The organism is Streptomyces collinus (assembly GCF_031348265.1).
Taxonomy (GTDB): Bacteria; Actinomycetota; Actinomycetes; order Streptomycetales; family Streptomycetaceae; genus Streptomyces; species Streptomyces collinus.
Window position 1 is genome coordinate 6,636,947 of the sequence record NZ_CP133771.1, and the last position, 21,105, is coordinate 6,658,051.

Consider the following 21,105-nt stretch of genomic DNA (forward strand, 5'->3'; position numbering starts at 1 on the left):
GTCAGTTCCCCCCGGACTCACCCTGCTGCGCCTGCTGGGCGCGTTCCTCCGGTGACGGGCCGAAGGTGTTGTCCAGCGCCTGGTTCCACTGGTCGTCGGAGACCCCCGACGCGTCGATGATCGCCTGCGACCGCCGGCCGCCCTCGCCCTCGGTGAGGACCGTGCGGCCGGTGTCCTTCCACGTCTGCTCGATGTCCTCCCCGGCCTTGTCGAACGACTCCGCGCTCCAGTCCGGGTTCAGGTAGTCCGGCGTGACGATGTCACCCCAGCCCTGCTGGGCGATCTCCTCCTCGGTGGCATGCGGGTTGCCGCCCATCACGGAATTGACGCCCACCTTCAGCGTGCCCTCGACGTACTGGTCGTGCTCCCACTGGGTGCCCGCCGCCAGGCCGAGGCGGTTCGCAAGCGCGCTGGCGTCGCCCACCAGGGCCCGCACACCCCACTCCCAGCGCTCGCAGAAGTCCTCGAAGTCGACCGAGAGACCGTGGTGCCCGGCCTCCATCCCGGTCATCGCCAGCTCCGAAAAGCCCTTGCCCAGCACCGAACCGGTGGCGCCGCCCAGATCACCGAGCCCGTCGATGGTCGCGCCCACGCCCTGCGTGAACTTCGCGACAGACGCCTTGTCGAACTGCAGATCAGCCCCGTCACCGCCCATGGCCCAGCCCCTCCTTCGCCTCGCCGGAGTCGACGGCGACGCCGTCCGCAACGATGCCGACGACCGGCGGGAAGAACATCGACCCGTCCTCGGTGGCGATGTCGACGGCGAGACCGGCGGGCTCGTCCAAAGACGGCACGACCTCGTCGACGATGCGCGCGCCCAACAGCGCCGCGTAGTCCATCGGCTGATCACCGGATCCGTGCAGCAAGGCGAACCGGGCCAGTGCGGCCTCGTCGGTGAACCCGCAGATCCACCGCACCCCGCCCGACCACGCCGACCAGAGGCCTCCACCGGCCGTCGGCACCAGAAGGACCGAGCGCCGCATCTCACCGATCAGCGCCCGGGGGTCACCGACTCCCCTTCTCTGCTCGGCGATTCGCTCGGCGAGCGCTGTCCTGGTCTGCTGCACGGCCTCTCCCCGTCCTGGGTGACTGATGGCACCGTAGATCAAGACGCCCGCGAACATGGCGGTGGTTCTCCTGGAGGCTCATCAAGGCCCTGCATGTGGCCCTCAGTTCGAGACCGCCGCAGTCGGGCCAGGGCTCCTGAACTGCGGTTTGTGCGCGCATGATGCGCTCGGGTGGATCAGCGCAGTCCGGCGAAGAGATCGTTCTCGGGTACGGCGGTGCCGGTGGTGTCCTGGACACGTACGAAGGTCTCCATGCCCATCAACTCGCCGAACCTCTCCTTGCCCATCTTGAGGAAGAAGATGTTCTCGCCCTGACTGGCGTGTGCGGCCAGCGCGTCGAACTTCTGGCCGCTGAAGGCGGTGGTGTCCACCCACGTGGTGATCTCGTCGTCGGGCAGGCCGATCTCGGCCAGTGCGGCGGTCTCGGCGGGATCCGGCTCCGGCATGTCCTCACCGAACTCGCGCATGATCTCGCGGAATCGACGCATCCCCGAGCGGGGCATCGTGGTCCAGTACACCTTCGGCGTCAGCGTGGTCATCTCCAGCGCCGCCATCGTGATGCGGTGGGCCTGGATGTGGTCGGGGTGGCCGTAGAAACCGTTCTCGTCGTAGGTGACGACCACATCGGGCCGGTAGTGCCGCATGAGTTCCGCGAGTCGCTCCGCGCCTTCTGATACGGGGGTCTGCCAGAACGATCCGGGGGCGTCGTTGCTCGGCCAGCCCATCATTCCGGAGTCGGCATAGTCGAGCATCTCCAGATCGCTGATCTTCAGGACCTCACAGCTCGCCTCGAGTTCTTGACGGCGCATCAGGGCGACCGCCGCCGGATCGTGCCCGGGATCGCCCGGCTTGACGCCCCCCGGTCCGTCACCGCAACCGCCGTCGGTACATGTCACGAGAACCGTCCGGATGCCTTCCGCCGCGTACCGCGCGAGGACCCCTCCGGTTCCGGTGGCCTCGTCGTCGGGGTGGGCGTGCACTGCCATGAGCGTCAACGGCCGGTCAGTCATGAAACAGTCCTTCTGCAGGCAACAGGTCTTGGTCCGAATGCGCGGCGGGCATACCGCGATCCCGGGGTCCGGATCCTGGTTGGGGCGGACGACCCTGTGATCGCCGTGTTCCCCGCCCGTGCGGCTCCGGTCCCTCGGTCGATACAACCGTGCCGGCCGGTCCGGCTGTTCCCGGCGTGTCCGCCCGGCCTCGTCCGCGGCGGGTGCGACGACGGGGAGGCCGCCTCGAACCGCGCTTCGCCAAGCGCGGTTCGAGGCGGCCTCCACTCCTCTTCGGCCGGACTCCGGCCCGGTGCTCTCGTCTGCTCCGGACGGCTCGGCGGCTCAGGAAGCCGCCGCCAGTCTCCGGATGCGCGGATGGTTTTCCAACGCCCAGCGCACGGTCTTCGGCGGGCGTCCGAGCAGGGTCTCCAGCTGGTCGGTGGTGCCGCGGTACCCACCGCCGCCCATCAGCCGGGTCAGGGTCTTCAGATGCTCCGCGGTGTGCGGGAGCGCGGCCAGGGTGGTGTCGACGTAGGTCTCGTTCCAGGTTTCGACGTCCTCGGGAACGTACGTGACCGGGCGTCCCAGCACGGCCGCGTAGTCCTCCGCGAACCCGTGCATGTCCTTGAGCTCCGGGCCGTTGAGGTCGTAGGACTCCGAGATGTGCGGTGCCGGGTCGGTCAGGATCTTCACGCACAGCTCCGCGACGTCGTAACCCGCGATGGGCGCGAGCCGGTGGTCGCCGAAGGGCAGGCGCAGTTCACCTCTGCTCAGCGGCTCCAGTGCCAGCCAGGTCAGCAGCGGGTTCTCGACGAACATGGCTCCGCGGATGTTGACGGTCGGAAGGCCGGACCAGTCCAGCACCTGCTCGGCGATCCAGTGGGCCCGCTGCTGCGGCGACCAGTCGGCGACGAGTCCGCCGAGCCACGCGCGCCGTTCCTCCTCCGGCGCGGTCATCTTCTCGTACGTCATGAACGACTGCTCGTACTCGGAGATGTTGACGAACACCTCGATGTCGCCCCGGTCCCGTGCCGCCGCGGCCATCAGGCTGACGGCGTCGGTGTAGTAGGGCGACAGGCTCATGCTGAAGTAGATGCGCCGGACGCCCTTCAGCGCGGCGGTCACGTCGGCGATGGTGAGGAGGTCACCGACGAAGACCTCGGCGCCGGCCTGGCGGAGCGATTCGGCGCGTTCGTCGTCCTGGCGCACGAAGGCCCGCACCGGCTCGCCTTCTTCGAGCAGCATGTCGACCATCGTCCGGCTCACACCGCCGATCTCGCCGGCGGCACCGGTGATCAGGATGTGATTGCGCTCTGGCATCAAGGTGTCCTCTGTCTGGTGGAGGTGGGACGGTGGTTCGGAAAGCCCGTGCGTCGCCTGCAAGTCAGCCGGCTGGTTGCTTCATCCTTCGGATCTGCTGGTCGAAGTCCCCGGCGGGGGCGAGGCGGCGCAGTACGCGTGAGCGGCCGGCCCAGGGGGCCGGCGGTGCAGCGCGGCTTCGGCTTCGGGGCGGTGGGCGCCGTGACGATCGCCTGGTTCGACGACGGCGGGGGCGTCGCCGCCCCTGACGGCCTCCGCCCTGGTGCGGTCCGCGGTCTGCCGCTGTTGCGCGTACGCGTGCAGGGGAGTGTCGGGCTTCGCGCTGTCGGCCCCGAACCCGGTCCTGGTGTAGGCGGGTTCGATGATGATGAGCGCCCCGATGCCGTGGTCACGGATCTCGTGGTCCAGGGACTCGGTGTAGCCCTCGATCGCGTGCGGAGGCGCATCCGCATGACGCCGAAGACGCCGGTGTCGAAGACGGGCCGGGCCTGCTCGACTGAGGTCTCCTCTGCCGCACCCGTCGAGCCGACTCCGGCGTTGTCGACCAGGACGTCGATCGAGTGCCGCTGGCCGGTCTGTCGTCATCGTGGATCCCCGAGCCCGCTCGAAACCGATCGGTTTCCGCTACAGTAAACCGATCGGTTTCCGTGTGCAAGGTCAATCAGGGGAAGTGACGGCATGGCCAGGATCGGTGCGCAGGAGAGGCGTGAGAGTGTCATCCGCGCGGCGGTCGCCGAGTTCGCGTGCACGGGCTATCACGGCACGTCCACGGCGGCGATCGCCCAGCGGGTCGGGGTCACGCAGCCGTATCTCTTCCGGCTCTTCCCGGACAAGAGGGCGATGTTCGTCGCCGCGCTGGTGCGGAGCATGGACGACACCCGTCTGGCATTCGAGAGGGCGGCCGACGGAATGGAGGGCGGTGAGCATGCTCTTCAGGCCATGACGAACGCTTACGCGCAGCTGATCTCGACGCGCCCGGAAACGCTTCTGATGCAGATGCAGGGATACGCCACTGTGGCGGCCGCCGAGGCGCGGGGCGATGACCTGATCGGCGAGGTCGTCCGGGCCGGCTGGATGCGGATCTGGGAGACCGTGCACCTGTCGCTGGGCGCCGACGCCGAGGAGACCGCGAGCTTCTTCGCCTGCGGCATGCTGGGCAACACCCTTACGGCCATCGGGCTTCCTTCGGGTGCTGAGAGGTGAGGCGGTGTTCCGGGCGGGTGATGCGTCAGCGCACTTCTGCCGAGTCGAGCAGGGTGGTCACCGCGGGGGTGAGCCCGGTCGGGTCGCCGGCCCGGATTCCCGCGCGGGCGCCGACGCCGTCGAAGGCCAGGCTGAGTTGTCGGGCCGGCAGATCGGGATCGCCGGCCCCACCCTGCTCTGCCCCGGCGGAGACGACGCCCGACAAGACAGCCGTCCCCGGTGCAGTCCGGTGCGATCCTGTCGCCCCGGTACCCCGAAGCCGAACAGTGCGGGCACTCTCGCGACTTGCGGACGCCCCTCGGACAACCGAGGGCGAGGGTGTGACGCCGTGGGAGTTGCCCGGGTCGCCGGAGGGCGGATGCGGCTCGCCGCGCGCATCGGTCGCCGTGATTGCTCGCAACGTGATGCGTCAGCGCATGTCCGCCGCATCGAGCAGGGTGGTCACGGTAGGGGCGAGGAGCCCTGTCGGCGCGTCGGCTTTGATTCCCGCACGGGCGCTGGCGCCGTCGAAGACCAGGATCAGCTGCCGGGCCAGCAGGTCCGGGTCGCTCGCCCCGCCCTGTTCGGCCTCGGCGCGGAAGAAGGCTGTCAGGTTCTCCTTGACCTGGCGGGCCACCCGGCTCGCGGGGTGGCCCGGATCCTTGAGTTCGATCTGTGCGACGAGGTACCGGCATCCTTGGAAGTCGGGTGCGTCGGCCTGTGATTCCGCCTGTTCGAAGACGTGCAGGATCCGCTCGCGGGGTGGGCGGTTGTCGTCCGCCGCGGGAAGGAGTGCCGTCACATAGGTGGAGGCGCCTTCCTCCAGGGTCGCCGCCAGGAGCTCGCCTTTGCTCTCGAACAGCTTGTACATGGAGCGCTTCGACACCCCCGCCGCCTTGCACAGCGCGTCGACGCCGATGTTGACACCGTCTCGGTAGGTGAGCGCGGCCGCTGCCTCCAGCAGTCGCTCTCGGGAGCTTGATTTTGCTTCGGTGGTCATATCGCGAGGTTAACTCGATTCCGACGCATTGAAAACCGATCGGTTTACAAGGTGCTCGGTCTCCCTTGCGGCCTCCAGGACCGGTGCGCACACTCTGCTTGCCGCGTTCGGAGTGTCCATCGGCCGCGCGTGATCAGCCGCATCGTGGATGCCCTCGTGGATGCCCTCTACCGGCGGCGATCGCTTTGCCGAAGACCGAACGCGCCGGTAGAGGTGAGGCGCAGGGCATCGCCCTCACGGTGGACTCACGCTCAGTGGGCGATCACGGGCTCACCCTCCGACGGTGCCAGAGCCGCATTCGGTATCAGGAGCGCCGAAAGGGCGGCGCCGACCACGAAGAACCCGGCGCCCCATGCCAACGTGGCCGTGTAGCCCTCGACCCCGGCCTGCGCCGCGGTCAGCGTGCCGGGCTTGTGAGAGGACAGGTAGTCGGTCGCTGCCGATGAGGCGACGGTGGTCAGCAGCGCCGTGCTGATCGAGCCACCCACCTGCTGGCCCGTGTTGATCAGCGCCGAGGCGACGCCCGAATCCTCGTGATGAATGCCCGCGGTCGCGCCCTGGAACGCGGTGGTCATCACTCCACCGAGGCCGAGACCCAGCAGGATCATGCCGGGCATGATGTGGGCGACGTAGGTGCTGTCCAGCTGGAGCCGGGTCAGCAGGGCCATGCCGGATGCGGCGACCAGGAAGCCGGCGCTGATCACGATCTTGGGGCCGACCCTGGGCAGCAGCAGCGCAGGCGCGGTGGTCGACGCGGCAACGATGCCCCCGACCATCGGTAGGAATGCCAGACCCGTCTTGATCGGCGAGTAGCCGATGCCGGCCTGCAGGTAATAGGTCAGGAACAGGAAGATCGAGAACATCCCCATGCCGATGACGAACACGGCCAGGAACGAACCGCCGCGGGTCCGGTCCAGCACGAGTCGCAGCGGCAGCAGCGGACGCGCGACCCTGGACTCCAGCCATACGAACGCCGCGAGCAGCGCCACGCCGACGATCATGGAACCGAGGGCGACGGGATCGGTCCAACTGGTGGACTCGACGTGTGCGAACCCGTAGACGATGGCGAACAGCGCCACGCTCACCACGACGGTGCCGGGAACGTCGAGTTTGGGTCGCTCGGTGACCGCGGGCTTGGCCAGCAGCAGAACCGCACCGACCAGCGCGACGGCTGCGAAGACGACGTTCACGTACATCACCCAGCGCCACGACGCCCACTCGGTGAGCATGCCGCCGAGCAGCAGCCCGACCGCGCCGCCGGCACCGGCCAGCGCGCTGAAGATGCCGAACGCCTTCGGCCTCTCGGCCGGGTCGGTGAAGGTCACGCTGAGCAGTGAGAGTGCCGCCGGCGCGAGCAGCGCGGCGAAGAGCCCTTGGGACACACGCGCCGTGACGAGGATGCCGAAGCTGTTGGCCGCGCCACCCAGGACGGACGCGCCCGCGAAACCGATCAGGCCGGTCACGAAGGTGGTACGCCGGCCGAACAGGTCACCGAGCCGGCCGCCGAGCAGCAGCAGGCTGCCGAAGGCCAGGGCGTAACCCGTGATGACCCACTGCCGGCTGCCGTCGCTGAAACCGAGGTCATGCTGCGCCGCGGGCAGCGCGATGTTCACGACGGTCGCATCGAGCGTGACCATGAGCTGTGCCGTGCCCAGCACGACAAGTACCCACCAGCGCACGGCATGTGAGCCGCGGCGGCCCGAGTCTGTTTTCCCGGAGGCGGGCGCCCCGCGGTCGAAGGTGGTACTCACTGGTCCCCTTAGGTGCTGTTCATGGGCCGGTCATCGACCGGAAACCGATCTGTTTCCACTTAGGAAAACAGATCGGTTTCCGCGGTGCAAGTGAAGGGGTCGTCTTCGGCCTCGGAGTGACCGGCGACGTCGAAGCCCGTGCGGTCGGCGTCGACCTCGTGCCGGGCCGCCGGGGCCCGCCGGGGCGCCGGGGGGTCGCCGGGGCTGCCGGGGTCGCCGGTTGTCTGAGTGAAAGGGACGGAGTTCGGCGACCTGCGGGCGGGTCTTCGGTCCACGCTCCGCCCTCCGGTGAAGAGGCGGTGTTCCGTCTGTGCGTCGTCGCCGCGCTGCCTAGGAAAGCTTCTTCCCGTTGTCCGTTTCGGCGGCGGGGCGGACTCTCGTGGTGTCGCTGCGTACAGCGGCGTCGCTCGCCGGCGCGGACACGCGAGCGTGAGGCGCGAGATCGCGAGCCGCGGTCAGGCGGGTGAACGCCGCGCCCGCCTTTGCGGCAGGCGAGGGGAGGCGAGACGCCCGCCCCGACATGCCGCTTGCGTAGCCGCCCGAGGATTTGCGGGTGCAGTACTCCAGGGGGAAGCGGGCCGTGAAGGGCCGCGACCGGCGGCGAGCGGCAGGAGCTTGCGGATGGAAACCGATCGGTTTACTCTGATGGAAACCGGTCGGTTTCTCGCCGTTGGGGGGAGTCGTGACCGTGCTGAAGAAGACGAGTGCCCTCGCCACAGGCGACAGCGGTGGCCGGGCGAGGCGCTGGTGAAGGGGCCGCCCAGGCACCCGTCCGCAGCTCACACACGAGGAGTCGGGAAATGTCCAGCCAGGATCCACGCCCCACGATTCACATTCCCGGCACCACCAGCCACACGATCGCTGCGCGCGCAGGACGCCACAGCCGCGAGGGAACGCTGCGCTACCTCAAAGCGGGCACCGGTGCTCCGCTGGTGCTGCTGCACACCGTGCGCACGCAGGCCGAGCACTTCCGCGCCCTCATCCCGTTGATCTCGGACCAGTACACCGTGTACGCCCTGGACCTGCCGGGGATGGGCTACTCCGAGATCGTGCCCGGTGCGTCGTACGACGAGCCGGCGATGCGGGCGGGCGTCAAACGGCTGCTCACCGCACTCGACCTTGATGACGTGACGCTGGTGGGAGAGTCGATGGGGGCGGTGCTCGCCCTGACCGCCGCGGCCGATCTCCCGGAGCGGGTACGGCGCGTCATCGCGGTCAACACCTATGACTTCCGCGGCGGAATCGCACGGTCCGGCCTTCTCGCCCGTGTGGTGGTCAGTGGTGTTCTCGCCCCCGGGGTAGGCCCGGTGGTCGCCGGGGTGGAGCCCAAGCCTGCCCTCCGCAAGATCCTTCAGGGCGGCCTCGGCGACAAGACCGCCCTGCACGAGGACTACGTGGACGAACTCCTCCGGGTGGGCGCCCGACCCGGCTACCCGGCCGTCGCCCGGGCCGTGTACCAGGCCCTGCCCAGCCTCATCGCCGCCCGCTCGCGCTACCGCGAGGTCAAGGCGCCCGTCCACCTCGTCTACGGGGAAAAGGACTGGTCCCGGCCCTCGGACCGGGAGGCCAACAAGCGGCTGCTTCCGGCCGCCGGCTTCACGCAGGTTCCCGAGGCGGGCCATTTCATCGCCCTGGAACGGCCCGACGTGCTGGCCGACCTGTTGAACGCGGTGGCCTGACGCCCGGGACCACCGGCCCCGCGCGCAGCACCGTTCCCTCACGCGTCCGCGCCGAAATGCCGACGTCCATCTCGATCTCGATCTCCGCCATGCACCACCCCTTGCGGCTGCCCGGCGTTCAGCGAACTGCCGGAGCCGCTCATGGCACGCACCCGTGGGAGAAGTCCGCAACAGCTCCTCTCCTGCGGAGCGCCGCATCCGGGACTCACGGCACACCTGCTCTCGACTGACGTGCCATGGCCAGGTCATCCGCTTGATCCGGCTGCTGCCCGCTCACCGTCGGCCGGCTCATGGAGAGCGGAACAATGCGTCCCGGCCAGGAGTGCCGGGTGCGCCCACAGCCTGGACATCGACCGCCTCGGTTCCCCGGGGCAGCGCGTGTACGCCGACGGTGTGGCCGGCGCGCGGCGTCAGGGTGGCGCTGAGGTGGCTCAGGCGCCACGCGATGGTGGTGAAGGGCGGCCGGCGGCCGGGGATGCGGGTAGGAGGTGGCCTCGCGGGTGCGGGGCAGGGCGCAGGGCCTGCCGTGGACCCGCCAGGCGGCCGGTTACGGTTCCAGGAATTCCAGCGCCCGCGGGACGAAGCTGTCGTGGTGCTGGAAGATCCCGCCGTGTCCGGCGTCGGGGTAGAGGGGTTCGAGTTCGCCGTGGGGCAGCCGGGCCGCCAGGTCGACCGAGTTGACGCTCGGGACCATGCGATCGCTCTCACCGTTGGCCACCAGGGCCGGTTGGCGGATGCGCGAGAGGTCGGCCGGTGCCTGGCGGCCCCAGCGGTGGATGGCCTTCAGCTGGGCGCGGAACGACGAGAGCGAGATGGCCTTGTCGCGGTCGTCCGTGCGTTCCTTCAGCCGGTTCAGGAAGGCATGGGCCGCCCGGCGGCCACCCTCGGTGCCGGTGAAGAAGAGGTACTCCTTCGGGTCTTTGCGGGTCAGGACGCCCTTGATGATGTCCTTGACGGTGAGGCTGGTGACCTTGTCGATGCCGGGGCCTCCGGCGGGCCCCGTGCCCGCGAGGATGAGCTTGCGTACGAGACCGGGTTCTTCCGCCGCGATGACCTGGGCGATGAAGCCGCCCATCGACAGGCCGAGCAGGTCGGCCCTGTCGTACCCGAGGGCCCGGATGAACAGCACGGTGTCGCGGGCCATCGCCTCGATCGTGTCGGGTGTGGAGCCGCCGGACCCGCCGACACCGCGGTTGTCGAAGACGACCACCGGGCGCCGGGCGGCGAGTCCGTCGACGACGCGGGGATCCCAGTTGTCCAGGACCGCGGACAGGTGGTTGAGGAGGATCAGTGGGACGCCGTCGTCCGGGCCGAGCCGGCGGTAGACGAAGGTCACGCCACGCACGGACACGGAGCGGTTCGGCGTGGTCTTGTACGACGCCGGGGCGGGGGAAGTGGGCGGTGTGCTCATGGCTGGCCTCAGGTGGGGGGTGGGGGAGCTGGGTGTGCAGGTCTTCCAGTTGTCGGAGGTGGCCGGCGTCGGGGACTCGTCCCCGCCCTTACGTCATCGCGACGACGACTTTGCCGGCCTTCGCCCGTCCCTTTTCCACGTACTCCATGGCCTGGAGGGTCTGCTCGAACGGGAAGACGCGGTCGACGACGGGGCGGATCTTCCCGGTGTCGATGAGGGTGGTGAGCTCGCGCAGCTGGTCGCCGCCGGCCTTCATGAACAGGAACGAGTACGTCACACCGTGGCGCTTGGCGTTGCGCCGGGCTGTGAAGCTGAGGGCTGTCATGGCCAGGCGGAGGATCGGGTTCGCGCCCAGTTCGCGGGCGAAGGCCGGGTCCGGCGGGCCCGCGACGCTGATGGCTGTGCCGCCGGGCTTGAGAACGCGCAGGGACTTGGCGAGGTTCTCGCCACCGAGGCTGTCGAGGACGACGTCGTAGCCGTCGAGGACCTCTTCGAAGTCCTGGCTGCGGTAGTCGACGACGACGTCCGCGCCGAGGTCCTTGGCCAGGTCCACCTTGGCGGTGCTCACGGTGGTGGCCACGTGCGCGCCCAGCGCCTTGGCCAGCTGGACGGCGATGGAGCCGAGGCCGCCGGCGCCCGCGTGGATGAGGACCTTCTGGCCCGGCCGCACGCGTGCCCGCTCGACCAGTGCCTGCCATGCGGTCAGGGCGACCAGGGGGAGGGAGGCGGCCTCGGCCATGGTGAGGGTGGCCGGTTTGGGGGCCAGGTCGTCCTGGTGGACGGCGATGAGTTCGGCGAAGGTACCGATGCGGTCCTTGTCGGGCCGGGCGTAGACCTCGTCGCCCACCGCGAAGCGGGTGACGGACGGGCCGACCCGGACGACCGTCCCCGCGAGGTCGTTGCCCAGGACGAGCGGGAGACGGTAGGGCATGAACGCCTTGAAGTCTCCGTTGCGGATCCTGAGGTCCAGCGGGTTGACGCCCGCCGCGTGGATCTTGACCAGGACGTCGTCGGCCCCTACCCGGGGGTCGGGTATGTCGGCGGCGCGCATCCCGGCCTGGTCGCCGTAGCGCTCGACCATGAAAGCCTTCATCGTCGTCTCCTCCTTTTTCGTTTCCCGTCCGCGAAAGGCCGGGGTCTCCGCTTGCTCCGGGTACTTCTCGGTGCGAGGTGGTCGGTGTTGCGTCCACGGCTGTGTGCGGGCGCGCCGCCTTCTCGGCTGCGTTCCACCCTCAGGCCACCGGCACGACCGGGGCGGTGACGCGGTCCGCGGTGCCTCCCTGGAGGCGGTCCAGGGAAGCGGCGATCCCCTCGTGGGGCATACCGAGCGGCACCGCGCTGACCTCGGTCAGACGGGTGTACTGATCACCGGTCAGGTGGACGTCGAGGGCGCCGAGGTAGCTGTCGAGCTGGGCGAGACTGCGCGGGCCGATGATCGGGACGAGCGTGGCCACGGAGCGGGCGGCGCGCTCGCGCACCCAGGCCACCGCCACCTGGGCGGGCGTCGTGCCGGTCTCCTCGGCGATCGCCAGGACGGTGTCGACGACGGCGGTCTTCTGGCCGGTGCTCTCGGTGTGGACGACCATGCCCAGGTCGCTCAGGCGTCCCTCGGTGGAGCTGCGGTATTTGCCGGTGAGCAGTCCGCCGCCGAGCGGGGACCACAGGGCGGCGCCGAGCCCGAGGCTCTCGGCCATGGGCAGGAGCTCACGGTCGGCGGTGCGCTCGACGAGGCTGTACTCGTGCTGGATGCCCACGACCGGGGCCCAGTTCTTCAGGTCCGCGAGGGTTACCGCGCGCGAGACGCGCCAGGCGGGGAAGTTGGACAGCGCGGCGTGGTGGATCTTGCCGGCGCTCACCAGGTCGTCGAGCCCGCGCAGGAGTTCCTCCATGGGAGTGAGCTCGTCGGGGAAGTGCACCCACAGCAGGTCGATGTAGTCGGTGCTCAGGCGCTTCAGGCTGGCCTCGACCGAGGCGACCATGTTCTTGCGGCTGTTGCCGGTCCTGGAGATGTCCGCCTGTGGGGTGGCGCCGAGGGCGAACTTCGTGGCCAGGACGAAGTGGTCGCGGTCGGCGGAGATCAGCTTTCCGGTCAGTTCCTCCGACTCGCCGAACTGGTAGCCGTCCGCGCTGTCGAGAAAGGTGCCGCCGGCCTCGGCGAACCGGTCGAAGATCCGGCGTGCCTCGTCCGGCTCGGCGCCCGCGCCCCAGCCGGTGCCGAAGTTCGCGGTGCCGAGCGCGAACTCGGAGACGCGCAGTCCGGTCCGGTGGCCGAAGGTCGTGTAACGCATGGGACGTCCTTGTGCGAAGGGGTGGGAAGGTGGTCGCGCCGCGGTGAGGGGCGAGGGTCAGTCCGCGTTCGGCTGGGGTGCCGCGGACAGGCTCTGCTTGACCTGCCGGCTGGTCTCGTCGGCGAGGATCTCGGGCAGGCCGGTCTCGATGCCGTTCAGGGCCTGGGCCGCGACGTCGGCGGCGGCGGCCTTCTGATCGGCGGGCACGCCGGCGGCCATGTCGGTGTCCATGTAGCCGACGTGCAGCGCCGAGACGGCGATGCCGCGGGGCGCCAGCTCGTCGCGGGTGGCACCGGTCAGCGCCCACGCGGCGGCCTTGGACGCGGCATAGGAGCCGAGTCCTGCCGGGTGGAGCCAGGACAGGACGGACAGGACGTTGAGCACGGCGCCGCCGCCGTTGCCCTCGATGACGGCGGCGAAGGACCGGGTCGTGGCGAGCGGGCCGAAGAAGTTGGTCTCCATCTCCCGGCGCACCTCGTCCAGGTCGCCTCCGATGAGTGACGCGCCGGTGGAGATGCCCGCGTTGTTGATCAGGAGTGTCGCGTCGGACGCCACGCGAGCGGCCTCTCGTATCGACTCCTCGTCCGTGACGTCCAGCCGCAGCGGGACGACGCCCGGCACGTCGACCGTCTCGGGGCGCCGGGCCGCGCCGTACACCTTCGCGCCCCGCTCGACGAGTTGGGCGGCCAGATGCCGCCCGAAGCCCCGATTGGCGCCGGTGACGACCGCGACCGCGTTCTTCAGTTCCATGCTCGCTCCTGGTTGTGACGGCCGCAGTCGGCCACCCTCAAGGGTTTAGATTATGAGTGCAATCTAAACACGAGTCTATGATAGATGCCAGTCGACATCCAAATGGGAGATGGTCATGGGCCGCGTATCGCAGGCACAGGCGGAGGAGAATCGCAGGCGGGTGGTGGACACCGCGTCCCGGCTGTTCCGCGAGCAGGGCACGCAGGTCAGCGTCGCCGACCTGATGAAGGCGGCCGGTCTGACGCACGGCGCCTTCTACAAGCAGTTCGCCTCCAAGGAGGCGCTCGTCGACGAGGCCACCGCCCACGCCTTCGCCGAGCTCGCCCGACTCCACAGCGCCGGGCTCGAGCAGTACGGCGGGCAGCGCGCCGCCGCCCAGAAGGCGCTGATCGACTCCTACCTCTCCGTCGAGCACCGCGACGACCCGGCGGACGGCTGCCCGGTCGCCGCGCTCGCCACCGACATCGCGCGCGAGGGCGGGGGGCACGAGGCCCGTCGCGTCTACGCCGAGGGGGTCGCCGACTTCGCCGAATTCCTGGCCGGTGACGACCAGGACGGCATCGTCCGGCTCTGCACGCTGTTCGGTGCGCTGGTCCTGTCCCGTGCCACCAAGGGCTCCCCGCTTTCCGGGGAGATCCTCGCCGCCGCGCACGCAGCCTTGACCGAAGCGGGCTGAACAAGGGCAGTGAGCAGACCGTCCGCCTCGGCGGTCCGGGAATCCGGGCGTGGTTACCCAAAGGCAGGAAGAGCGCCACGTTCAGCAGTACTTGCGTCAGGGCCCGGTTGTGCAGCACTGCCAAGGGCCGCTTGCGGTGGCGGACTTCCCCACCGATGGCGGCCGGCAGCGCGCAGGTGCCGAAATTCAGGACCCGGTGCGACAGGAACTGAGCGGGCCGTGAGGAACTCCCGGCCGGGTGGGGGGGACATGGGGACCTCTGCCGCCCATGCAGGTCGTGTCTCGCCCGCCGTGTGGAGGAGCGTCGCACCCCTCGGCTCGGCCGTGCATCGGCCGAATGGCCGAGTAGGTGATGGAGTGGCGTCCTTCCTCCGGAGGCGTGTCTCGCCGGATGTCGCCACCCACCCGGACCCCGCCACCCTGGCCGCCGTCCTGGGGCGTATCCGCGAGGAGGCGGGCGTGCGTCCGGAGCGTGAGGTGCCGGCGGGCGTCGAGGTGGTCCGGCGGCGGGGCACCGGCGCCGACTACCTCTTCCTGATCGACCACACCGGCCGAGGCGCCGAGATCCCCGCCGGCGGGGTCGCACTCCTCACCGGCAAACCGGTCGTGGGCTCGTTCACCCTCCCCGCGGGAGGCGTCGCCGTCGTCCGCGAGCCGGTTGCCGGACCGGGGTGGTGAGTGAGGCGACGAGTTCCGGCCGTCGTCCGCTGCGGGGTCCTACGGGTGAGCCGGTCGTGGCCCGGACGGCTGCACGAAGCGGGGGTGCCGGACGTTCCCCGACTGGTTCAGGCCGACATCACTTCGATGACGCACCACGTGAGTGCGTGGCGATCCTGGAGCCCGCGGGCAGGAGCCGCTGACCGTGCGGTTCGGCAGGAGCGGCGCCGGGGTCTCCGTCAGCTCGCGCGACGGATGCGGATGGGGCCGCGCGCCTCGGTTTCCGTGACGGGGCGGCCGGCCCGGGTCACCTCGGTCTTGCCGGCCGCCGTCAGGTTCCAGGCCGCTCGGCGGGCCGGTTCCATCAGGGCTCGCCAGCCTTCGTCGTCGCCTTCGTAGGCCTCGCGGGCGGCGTCGGACGGGCAGATCGACGACGTGGCCGCGCGCTGCTCCAGCAGGTTCATGATGACCTGCTCCAGTCGTCGGGTGAGCTGCCGGTCCGTCTCCGCCATGTCATCCAGTGTGGCACCGTTCAGGGCTCAGGCATGGGTCCGCAGGTCCAGCAGGACCTTGGAGGCGACGGTCCGGTCGTGGGCCGTGTCAAGGCCGCCGCGATCGAGGCGGGCGAGACCAGGTACACGCCCGTCAACGGCACCCCGGCCCTGCGGGCGGCCATCGCCGGGAAACTCCGGCAGAGGCACGGCCTGGAGTACACGGACAACCGGATCACGGTCGGCGGCGGAGCCAAGCAGGTCATCTTCCTCGCCCTGATGGCCACCCTGGACGCGGGAGACGAGGTCGTCGTCCCCGCCCCGTACTGGGTGTCCTATCCCGACATGGTCCTTGCCAACGACGGCACCCCGTCATCGTCGACTGCCCCGAGGCGGACGGCTTCAAGCTGACCCCCGGCCGCCTGCGCCCGGCCCTCACCGACCGGACCCGCTGGGTCGTCCTCAACACCCCCGGCAACCCGACCGGCGCCGCCTACACACCCGGCGAACTGCGCGCCCTCGCCGACGTGTTGCTGGAGCACCCGCACGTCCGCGTCCTCACCGGCGAGATCTACGACGAGATCTGGTACGACGACGGCGACAACCCGTCCCTCGCGGCCGTCGAACCCCGCCTGGCCGACCGGGCGTTCCTCACCAACGGCGTGTCCAAGACGTACGCCATGACCGGCTGGCGCATCGGCTACGGAGTGGGCCCCGCCGACCTGGTGACCGCGATCAACAGCCTCCAGTCCCAGATCTCCTCCTGCCCGTCCTCCGTCAGCCAGGCGGCGGCCGCGGCGGCACTGGCGGGGCCGCAGGAGTTCGTACGGGAGACCGTCGGCGTCTACCGCGAGCGCCGCGACACGACCGTCAAACTCATCGAAGAAGTTCACGCGGCCCGCCCCCGCACTGGTCGAGCGTCTCGGTGCCTACTCCTCGGCGACCATCCACGAGGCGCAGGGCCGGCTCGGAGCCCTGGACTCGGCCATCAAACCGGTCGACCACCGCATGTCCGTGTGCGGCCCCGCCTTCACGGTCCAGTGCGCCCCACGCGACAACCTGATGCTCCAGACCGCCATCGCCTACGCCCGCCCCGGCGACGTCATCGTGGTGTCGGCCGGCGACTACCCGGAGGCCGGTTCCTTCGGCGACGTCCTCGCCAACGCCTGCCAGGCCAAGGGGATCGCGGGCCTGGTCACCGACACGGGCGTCCGGGGCACCGAGGACCTGCGGACCCTAGGCCTCCCGGTCTTCTCCCGCAGTGTCTCGATCAAGGGCACCGTCAAGGAGACCGTCGGGCCCATGTGCGAGCCCGTGACCGTCGGCGGCCAGCTCGTCCGCCCCGGCGACGTGATCCGCGGGGACGCAGACGGTGTCGTCGTCGTGCGCCGCGAGGACGGCGCGGAAGCGGCGGTGGCGTCCCGGGAGCGGGTCGAGGCCGAGGAGGGCTACCTCTCCGCCTACCGGGCGGGCAGGACCGTCATCGACCTGTGCAATCTGGCACCGCTCCTCGCCGCGAAGGGCCTGGTGGTCGACGAGGAGTGAGGGAACTGAGCCGCAGCGAAGGCTCAAACCGGGGCTGCTGACGCGCGAGGCCTTCTACGCTCTGATGCGTCTTGTGATCTCGAAGGAGCCAGAACAGCTGTGACTGACGGACGAGTTGTTGTCGTGACCGGTGGGGGGTCGGGAATCGGGGAGGCCACCGCCCGGCTGTTGCGCGAAGGAGGTCACCACGTGGTCGTGTCGGGTCGGCGGAGCGAGCCGTTGCGACGGCTCGAACAGGAGATCGGGGTGCTTGCGCACCCCTCCGATGTGAGGGACCCGGAGGCCGCCGGCGGTCTCGTCCAGGCGGCCCTGGCCGCGTACGGACGACTCGACGGACTCGTGCTCAACGCGGGCATCGGGCGCGGCGGGTCCGTGGGCGACCTGTCGTTGGAGGACTGGGACGAGGTGATGCGCACCAACGTCACCGGTCCGCTGCTGCTTCTGCGCGCTGCTATCCCGCACCTGCTGGAGACGAGAGGGGCGGTGGTCGCCGTCGCTTCGGTGTCCGCCCTGCGCAACGGTACGAGCAACGCCCCGTACGCCACGTCCAAGGCGGCCCTGCTCCAGCTCTGCCGTTCCGTCGCCGTCGACTACGGGCGTCAGGGGGTGCGGGCCAACATCGTGTGTCCGAGCTGGGTGAGAAGCGAGATGGCCGACCGCCGCATGGCCCGCTTCGCCGCCGAGGCGGACCTGCGGGGTGAGGGCGTGGACGGCGCCTATGAGGAGGTGACCGGACTTCTTCCCCTGGGGCGTCCGGGTGAGCCGCGTGAGATCGCGGAGGCCATCAGCTGGCTGCTGTCCCCGGCGGCGTCCTATGTCAATGGTTCCGTGCTCACCGTCGACGGCGGGGCGACGGCCCTGGATCCCGGGACGCTGGCGTTCGACTTCCGTGTCGCGCCCCGCCACGGAGAGGTGCCCGGCACCACCCGGTAGCGGGCCCGGCCCTGTGACCTGGTCTCCAGCCGTGCCGCGGGGGGCGTACTCAACGACGGTCGGGGGACGGGAGCCTCGGCAACGGCTGGGACGGCCTGACCCTTCGCGGCCTCACGGTGCCCGTGGGCCCGTCTCCGCCAGGGCCTCCGCCTCGTGGGTGCGTCGGGTACCGGCGGTGAACTCGCGCCTGTACGTCGCCTCGCCCAGCGCGGCGCGCAGGCGGGTCGCGATGCGCTCCACGTCTCCCCGTTCCGCCGGGGGGTGCGGGGCACCGGCCCGTTCGCGGGTCGCTGCCGCCGTGCCGAGGAGGCGGGTCGCGCGGTGCGGGGCTGCGGCCAGGGAGTAGGCGCCTGCCAGGCCTTCCAGGGCCAGGGCGACCGAGCGGGGGTCCTTGGTCGTGGCGGCGGCCGTGAGGCCGTCCCGGTGGTACTCCAGCGCCCGCCCGGCGTCGCCGCGCTGCTCGGCTATGAACCCCAGCTCGGCCAGGACCAGGGCCAGTCCCGGGCCGTCGCCGCGGCGGCGGTTCCAGGCGAGCCAGGGCCGCAGCCACTCCTCGGCGGCGTCGAGGCGGCCCTGGCGGCGGGCGCTCAGGGCGAGGCCCAGTGCGGCGAACTGCTCGGCCGGCTGGTTGCCCTGCCCCTCCGCGATCCGCAGGGCGCGCGTGTGCAGGTCGTCGGCCTCGTCGTAGCGCTGGGTGAGCAGGGCGATCCTGCCGAGGCCCGACAGTTTCGTGGACATCTCGGGCCAGGTCTCCAGGGCCTGGGCGATGCGCAGGCTCTCCCGGTGCAGCTGGGCGGCGAGGTCGTAGTCGCCGTTGATCTCGGCCAGCCTGCCCAGCACGTCCGTCGTCTTCAGCCGGCCCCACAGGTCGCCCAGCTCCGCGAAGTGGGAGCGGGCCTCCTCGGCGTTGCCGCGCAGCGACTCCAGGTCCCCGCGGGCCAGGGCGAAGCACGCGCGCGTGGTCAGCGCGGCGGCGGTGCCCCACGCGTCGCGCAGGGTACGGAAGCGGACCAGGACGCGCTCGACCCGCTGCTCGCCCTTGACCAGGGCCCCCACCGTCCACTGGGCGTGCGCCAGGAACCACTGGGCCCTGGTCGACTCCAGGGTGGACTCCGGCGGGCACTCCTCCAGGGCGTCGCACACCCGGTCGTGCTCGCCGAGCAGCAGCCGGATGCCGGTGTACCAGAACACCGCCTCCACGCGCTCCTCGGTCGCGGCCTCACCGGGCATGTCCAGGGCCGTCGCCAGCGCCCTGCGGGCCTCGCCCAGCCGGCCGCGGACGTACCAGTACCAGGTCAGCGAGTTGACCAGGCGCAGCGCCTCCTGCGCGGCCCCGGCCCGGTCGGCCTCGGCCAGCGCCCGCTGCACATTGGCCGACTCCAGGTCCAGGTACTGGAACCAGCGCGACTGCTCCCGCTCGTGCAGATGCGGCCGGGCCCGCTCGGCGAGGCGGACGCAGTGGCGCAGGTGCCGGGCGGCGGTCCCGGCGTGCTCACCGGACTCGGCGAGCTTGTCACGCGCGTAGACCGCGACCGACTCCAGCAGCCGGTAGCGCGGGCCCTGCGGCCCTTCGGTGCGGACGGCCAGCGAGCGTTCCACGAGCAGGCTCAGCGCGTCGAGGACGTCGGCGGTGGACACGCCGCCGCCGGAGCACACGTCCTCCGCGGCCCGCAGGCCGCACCCCTCGCCGAACACCGACAGCCGGCGCAGCACGGTCCGTTCACGGTCGTCGAGCAGGCCCCAGCTCCAGTCGAGCGTGGCCTGCAGCGTCCGGTGGCGTGAAGGGGCGTCGCGGTAACCGCTGTTGAGCACCTTGAAACGGTCGTCGAGCCGGTCGTGCAGTTCCCTGATGCCCAGCGATCGCACGCGGGTGGCGGCCAGTTCGAGGGCGAGCGGGATGCCGTCGAGACGCCGGCACACATCGGCGACCAGCGGGGCGGTGGTGGCGTCGAGCACGAACTCCGGGTCCGTCGCCCTGGTCCGGTCGACGAAGAGGCGTACGGCCCCCGCGCTCGTCAGGGCGTCGAGGTCCGGGCCGTCCAACGGCGGCAGGGACAGGGGCGCCACCGGATACACCGTCTCGTCGCGCGTGCGCAGCGGCTCCTGGCTGGTCGTCAGGATGTGCAGCTGCGGGGCCCGGTTCAGCAGCAGACCGGCCAGTTGCGCGACGGCCTCCACGACGTGCTCGCAGTTGTCCAGGACGAGCAGCAGACGCCGGCCGGCCAGTGCGTTCGCCAGGCGGTGCGTGGGGCCCTTGGCGTCGTCGTCGGAACTGCTCTCCCGGATCCCCAGCGTCGCCATGACCTGCTCGGCCAGCGCCTCCGCGCCCGCGAACCGCTCCAGCCCCCCGGCGTCCGCGAGTTCCACCAGCCAGGTGCCGTCCGCGAACGCGCCCGCCAGGCTCTGGGCCGTGGCCTGGGCGAGGCGCGTCTTGCCGACCCCGCCCGGCCCGGTGAGCGTCACCAGGCGGCGCTGCGAGAGCAGGGTCCGGATCGCCCGGACGTCCTGCTCGCGGCCCACCAGGGGCGAGGCCGACCCGGCCGGCCCCGGCCCCGCCTGCACACCGGCGGCGGACGCCGTGGGCGGCTCCGGCCGGGCCAGAACGGGGTCGTGGCGCAGGATGGCCTGCTGCAGCGCCTCCAGGGACGGGCCAGGAGTCAGCCCCAGCTCCTCGTCCAGCCTGCGTCGCAGGTCGTTGAAGCAGTCGAGCGCGTCGGAGGAGCGCCCCGCCTGGTACAGCGCCCACATCAGCGCGCCCCGCAGCCCCTCGCGCAGCGGATGCTGCGCCACCAGCTCCGTCAGCTCGCCCACCAGCAGGCTGTGCTCGCCCAACTCCAGCCGCACGGTGGCGTGTTCCTCCACCGCCGTCAGCCGCTCCTCCTCCAGGCTGGCCGCCGTCGGCCGCACGGACGGCTGGTCCGCGAACTCGGCGAAGGCGGGGCCGCGCCACAGCGCCAGCGCCTCGGTATAGAGCGCGGCCCGCGTCACCGGGTCCTCGCCGGACCGGGCACGTGCGACCAGTTCGCGGAACCGTCCGGCGTCGAGGGCTCCGGCCGGGACGTCCAGGACGTACCCGGGCGGCCGGTGCGCGATCAGTTCGCGGCCGCCCGTCTCCGCGTCCTCCAACGCGCGCCGTAACTGGGAGACTTTGGCCTGGAGCGACGCCGTCGGCCGGGCCGTGAACGTCGAGCCGCCCCACAGGTCCTCGATGAGCCGCGCCGCCGGGACGACCTGCCCGTGGTGGGCGAGCAGATCGGCGAGGAGCATACGCACCTTGACTTCGGGTACCCGCACGACACGACTCTCGTCCGTGCGCACCTCCAGCGGCCCCAGTACCCCGAATTCCATGATCTCAGCGTAACC

At 70.8% G+C, this 21,105-nt stretch carries 19 protein-coding genes and 1 pseudogene; 7 read left to right on the forward strand and 13 right to left on the reverse strand.

Annotation, left to right across the window (positions count from 1 at the left end; translation table 11 throughout):
• Window position 1 precedes the first annotated feature (1 nt).
• From RFN52_RS30265 to RFN52_RS30280, 4 genes are all read right to left on the reverse strand, one after another.
• Window positions 2–655 carry a hypothetical protein gene (locus RFN52_RS30265; RefSeq protein ID WP_184850836.1) on the reverse strand — a complete coding sequence of 218 codons (654 nt, stop codon included), beginning with the start codon at window positions 653–655 and terminating at the stop codon, window positions 2–4.
• Window positions 645–1,067: a hypothetical protein gene (locus RFN52_RS30270; RefSeq protein WP_184850838.1), complete on the reverse strand. Its 423-nt coding sequence runs from the start codon at window positions 1,065–1,067 to the stop codon at window positions 645–647. The genes RFN52_RS30265 and RFN52_RS30270 overlap by 11 nt, the downstream gene beginning before the upstream one ends.
• Before the next feature lie 176 nt (window positions 1,068–1,243).
• Window positions 1,244–2,077, reverse strand: coding sequence for a PIG-L family deacetylase (locus RFN52_RS30275; RefSeq protein ID WP_184850840.1), 834 nt, complete (start codon window positions 2,075–2,077; stop codon window positions 1,244–1,246).
• A 324-nt stretch (window positions 2,078–2,401) separates the two neighbouring features.
• The gene (locus RFN52_RS30280) at window positions 2,402–3,379 is read right to left on the reverse strand and encodes an NmrA family NAD(P)-binding protein (protein WP_184850842.1); all 978 of its coding nucleotides are present in this window, start codon (window positions 3,377–3,379) and stop codon (window positions 2,402–2,404) included.
• A gap of 678 nt (window positions 3,380–4,057) precedes the next feature.
• Between RFN52_RS30280 and RFN52_RS30285 the strand changes: the two genes are divergently transcribed.
• Complete coding sequence (locus RFN52_RS30285; protein ID WP_184850844.1) at window positions 4,058–4,582, forward strand: TetR/AcrR family transcriptional regulator; 525 nt, start codon at window positions 4,058–4,060, stop codon at window positions 4,580–4,582.
• Window positions 4,583–4,607: 25 nt separating this feature from the next.
• Here RFN52_RS30285 and RFN52_RS30290 read toward each other — a convergent pair whose 3' ends face one another.
• The 3 genes from RFN52_RS30290 to RFN52_RS30300 form a co-directional block, all read right to left on the reverse strand.
• Window positions 4,608–4,787: a hypothetical protein gene (locus RFN52_RS30290; RefSeq protein WP_374050184.1), complete on the reverse strand. Its 180-nt coding sequence runs from the start codon at window positions 4,785–4,787 to the stop codon at window positions 4,608–4,610.
• Between the two features lie 204 nt (window positions 4,788–4,991).
• A complete protein-coding gene (locus RFN52_RS30295) occupies window positions 4,992–5,561 on the reverse strand; it encodes a TetR/AcrR family transcriptional regulator (RefSeq protein WP_184850846.1) in 570 nt (189 codons plus the stop codon).
• A 251-nt stretch (window positions 5,562–5,812) separates the two neighbouring features.
• Window positions 5,813–7,312: an MFS transporter gene (locus tag RFN52_RS30300; RefSeq protein WP_184850848.1), complete on the reverse strand. Its 1,500-nt coding sequence runs from the start codon at window positions 7,310–7,312 to the stop codon at window positions 5,813–5,815.
• 800 nt (window positions 7,313–8,112) lie between these two features.
• Between RFN52_RS30300 and RFN52_RS30305 the strand changes: the two genes are divergently transcribed.
• Window positions 8,113–8,991, forward strand: coding sequence for an alpha/beta fold hydrolase (locus RFN52_RS30305; protein WP_184850850.1), 879 nt, complete (start codon window positions 8,113–8,115; stop codon window positions 8,989–8,991).
• Between the two features lie 547 nt (window positions 8,992–9,538).
• On the opposite strand, the gene RFN52_RS30310 is transcribed toward RFN52_RS30305, so the two are convergent.
• The 4 genes from RFN52_RS30310 to RFN52_RS30325 all read right to left on the reverse strand — a co-directional run bounded on the left by RFN52_RS30310 (window position 9,539) and on the right by RFN52_RS30325 (window position 13,440).
• Complete coding sequence (locus RFN52_RS30310; RefSeq protein ID WP_184850852.1) at window positions 9,539–10,402, reverse strand: alpha/beta fold hydrolase; 864 nt, start codon at window positions 10,400–10,402, stop codon at window positions 9,539–9,541.
• 88 nt (window positions 10,403–10,490) lie between these two features.
• Window positions 10,491–11,495 carry an NADP-dependent oxidoreductase gene (locus tag RFN52_RS30315; RefSeq protein WP_184850854.1) on the reverse strand — a complete coding sequence of 335 codons (1,005 nt, stop codon included), beginning with the start codon at window positions 11,493–11,495 and terminating at the stop codon, window positions 10,491–10,493.
• A gap of 139 nt (window positions 11,496–11,634) precedes the next feature.
• On the reverse strand, window positions 11,635–12,690 hold the full coding sequence (locus tag RFN52_RS30320; protein ID WP_184850856.1) for an aldo/keto reductase: 1,056 nt from the start codon (window positions 12,688–12,690) through the stop codon (window positions 11,635–11,637).
• A 57-nt stretch (window positions 12,691–12,747) separates the two neighbouring features.
• The gene (locus tag RFN52_RS30325; protein ID WP_184850858.1) at window positions 12,748–13,440 is read right to left on the reverse strand and encodes an SDR family oxidoreductase; all 693 of its coding nucleotides are present in this window, start codon (window positions 13,438–13,440) and stop codon (window positions 12,748–12,750) included.
• 115 nt (window positions 13,441–13,555) lie between these two features.
• On the opposite strand from RFN52_RS30325, the gene RFN52_RS30330 reads away from it, so the two are divergent.
• Both RFN52_RS30330 and RFN52_RS30335 read left to right on the forward strand, forming a co-directional pair.
• Entirely contained in the window at window positions 13,556–14,116 is a 561-nt protein-coding gene (locus RFN52_RS30330) for a TetR/AcrR family transcriptional regulator (protein WP_184850860.1), read from the forward strand.
• Between the two features lie 357 nt (window positions 14,117–14,473).
• The gene (locus RFN52_RS30335; RefSeq protein WP_311241087.1) at window positions 14,474–14,794 is read left to right on the forward strand and encodes a Beta-galactosidase C-terminal domain; all 321 of its coding nucleotides are present in this window, start codon (window positions 14,474–14,476) and stop codon (window positions 14,792–14,794) included.
• A 218-nt stretch (window positions 14,795–15,012) separates the two neighbouring features.
• On the opposite strand, the gene RFN52_RS30340 is transcribed toward RFN52_RS30335, so the two are convergent.
• The gene (locus tag RFN52_RS30340; protein WP_184850865.1) at window positions 15,013–15,285 is read right to left on the reverse strand and encodes a DUF3253 domain-containing protein; all 273 of its coding nucleotides are present in this window, start codon (window positions 15,283–15,285) and stop codon (window positions 15,013–15,015) included.
• 33 nt (window positions 15,286–15,318) lie between these two features.
• Here RFN52_RS30340 and RFN52_RS30345 point away from each other — a divergent pair.
• From RFN52_RS30345 to RFN52_RS30355, 3 genes and pseudogenes are all read left to right on the forward strand, one after another.
• Window positions 15,319–16,091, forward strand: a pseudogene (locus tag RFN52_RS30345) (aminotransferase class I/II-fold pyridoxal phosphate-dependent enzyme); the annotation flags it as partial.
• A gap of 82 nt (window positions 16,092–16,173) precedes the next feature.
• Complete coding sequence (locus RFN52_RS30350; RefSeq protein ID WP_184854084.1) at window positions 16,174–16,809, forward strand: 4-carboxy-4-hydroxy-2-oxoadipate aldolase/oxaloacetate decarboxylase; 636 nt, start codon at window positions 16,174–16,176, stop codon at window positions 16,807–16,809.
• Window positions 16,810–16,908: 99 nt separating this feature from the next.
• A complete protein-coding gene (locus tag RFN52_RS30355; RefSeq protein ID WP_184850867.1) occupies window positions 16,909–17,742 on the forward strand; it encodes an SDR family NAD(P)-dependent oxidoreductase in 834 nt (277 codons plus the stop codon).
• Between the two features lie 111 nt (window positions 17,743–17,853).
• Here the strand turns inward: RFN52_RS30355 and RFN52_RS30360 are convergent, their stop codons facing one another.
• On the reverse strand, window positions 17,854–21,090 hold the full coding sequence (locus RFN52_RS30360; RefSeq protein WP_184850869.1) for an AfsR/SARP family transcriptional regulator: 3,237 nt from the start codon (window positions 21,088–21,090) through the stop codon (window positions 17,854–17,856).
• Window positions 21,091–21,105 lie beyond the last annotated feature (15 nt).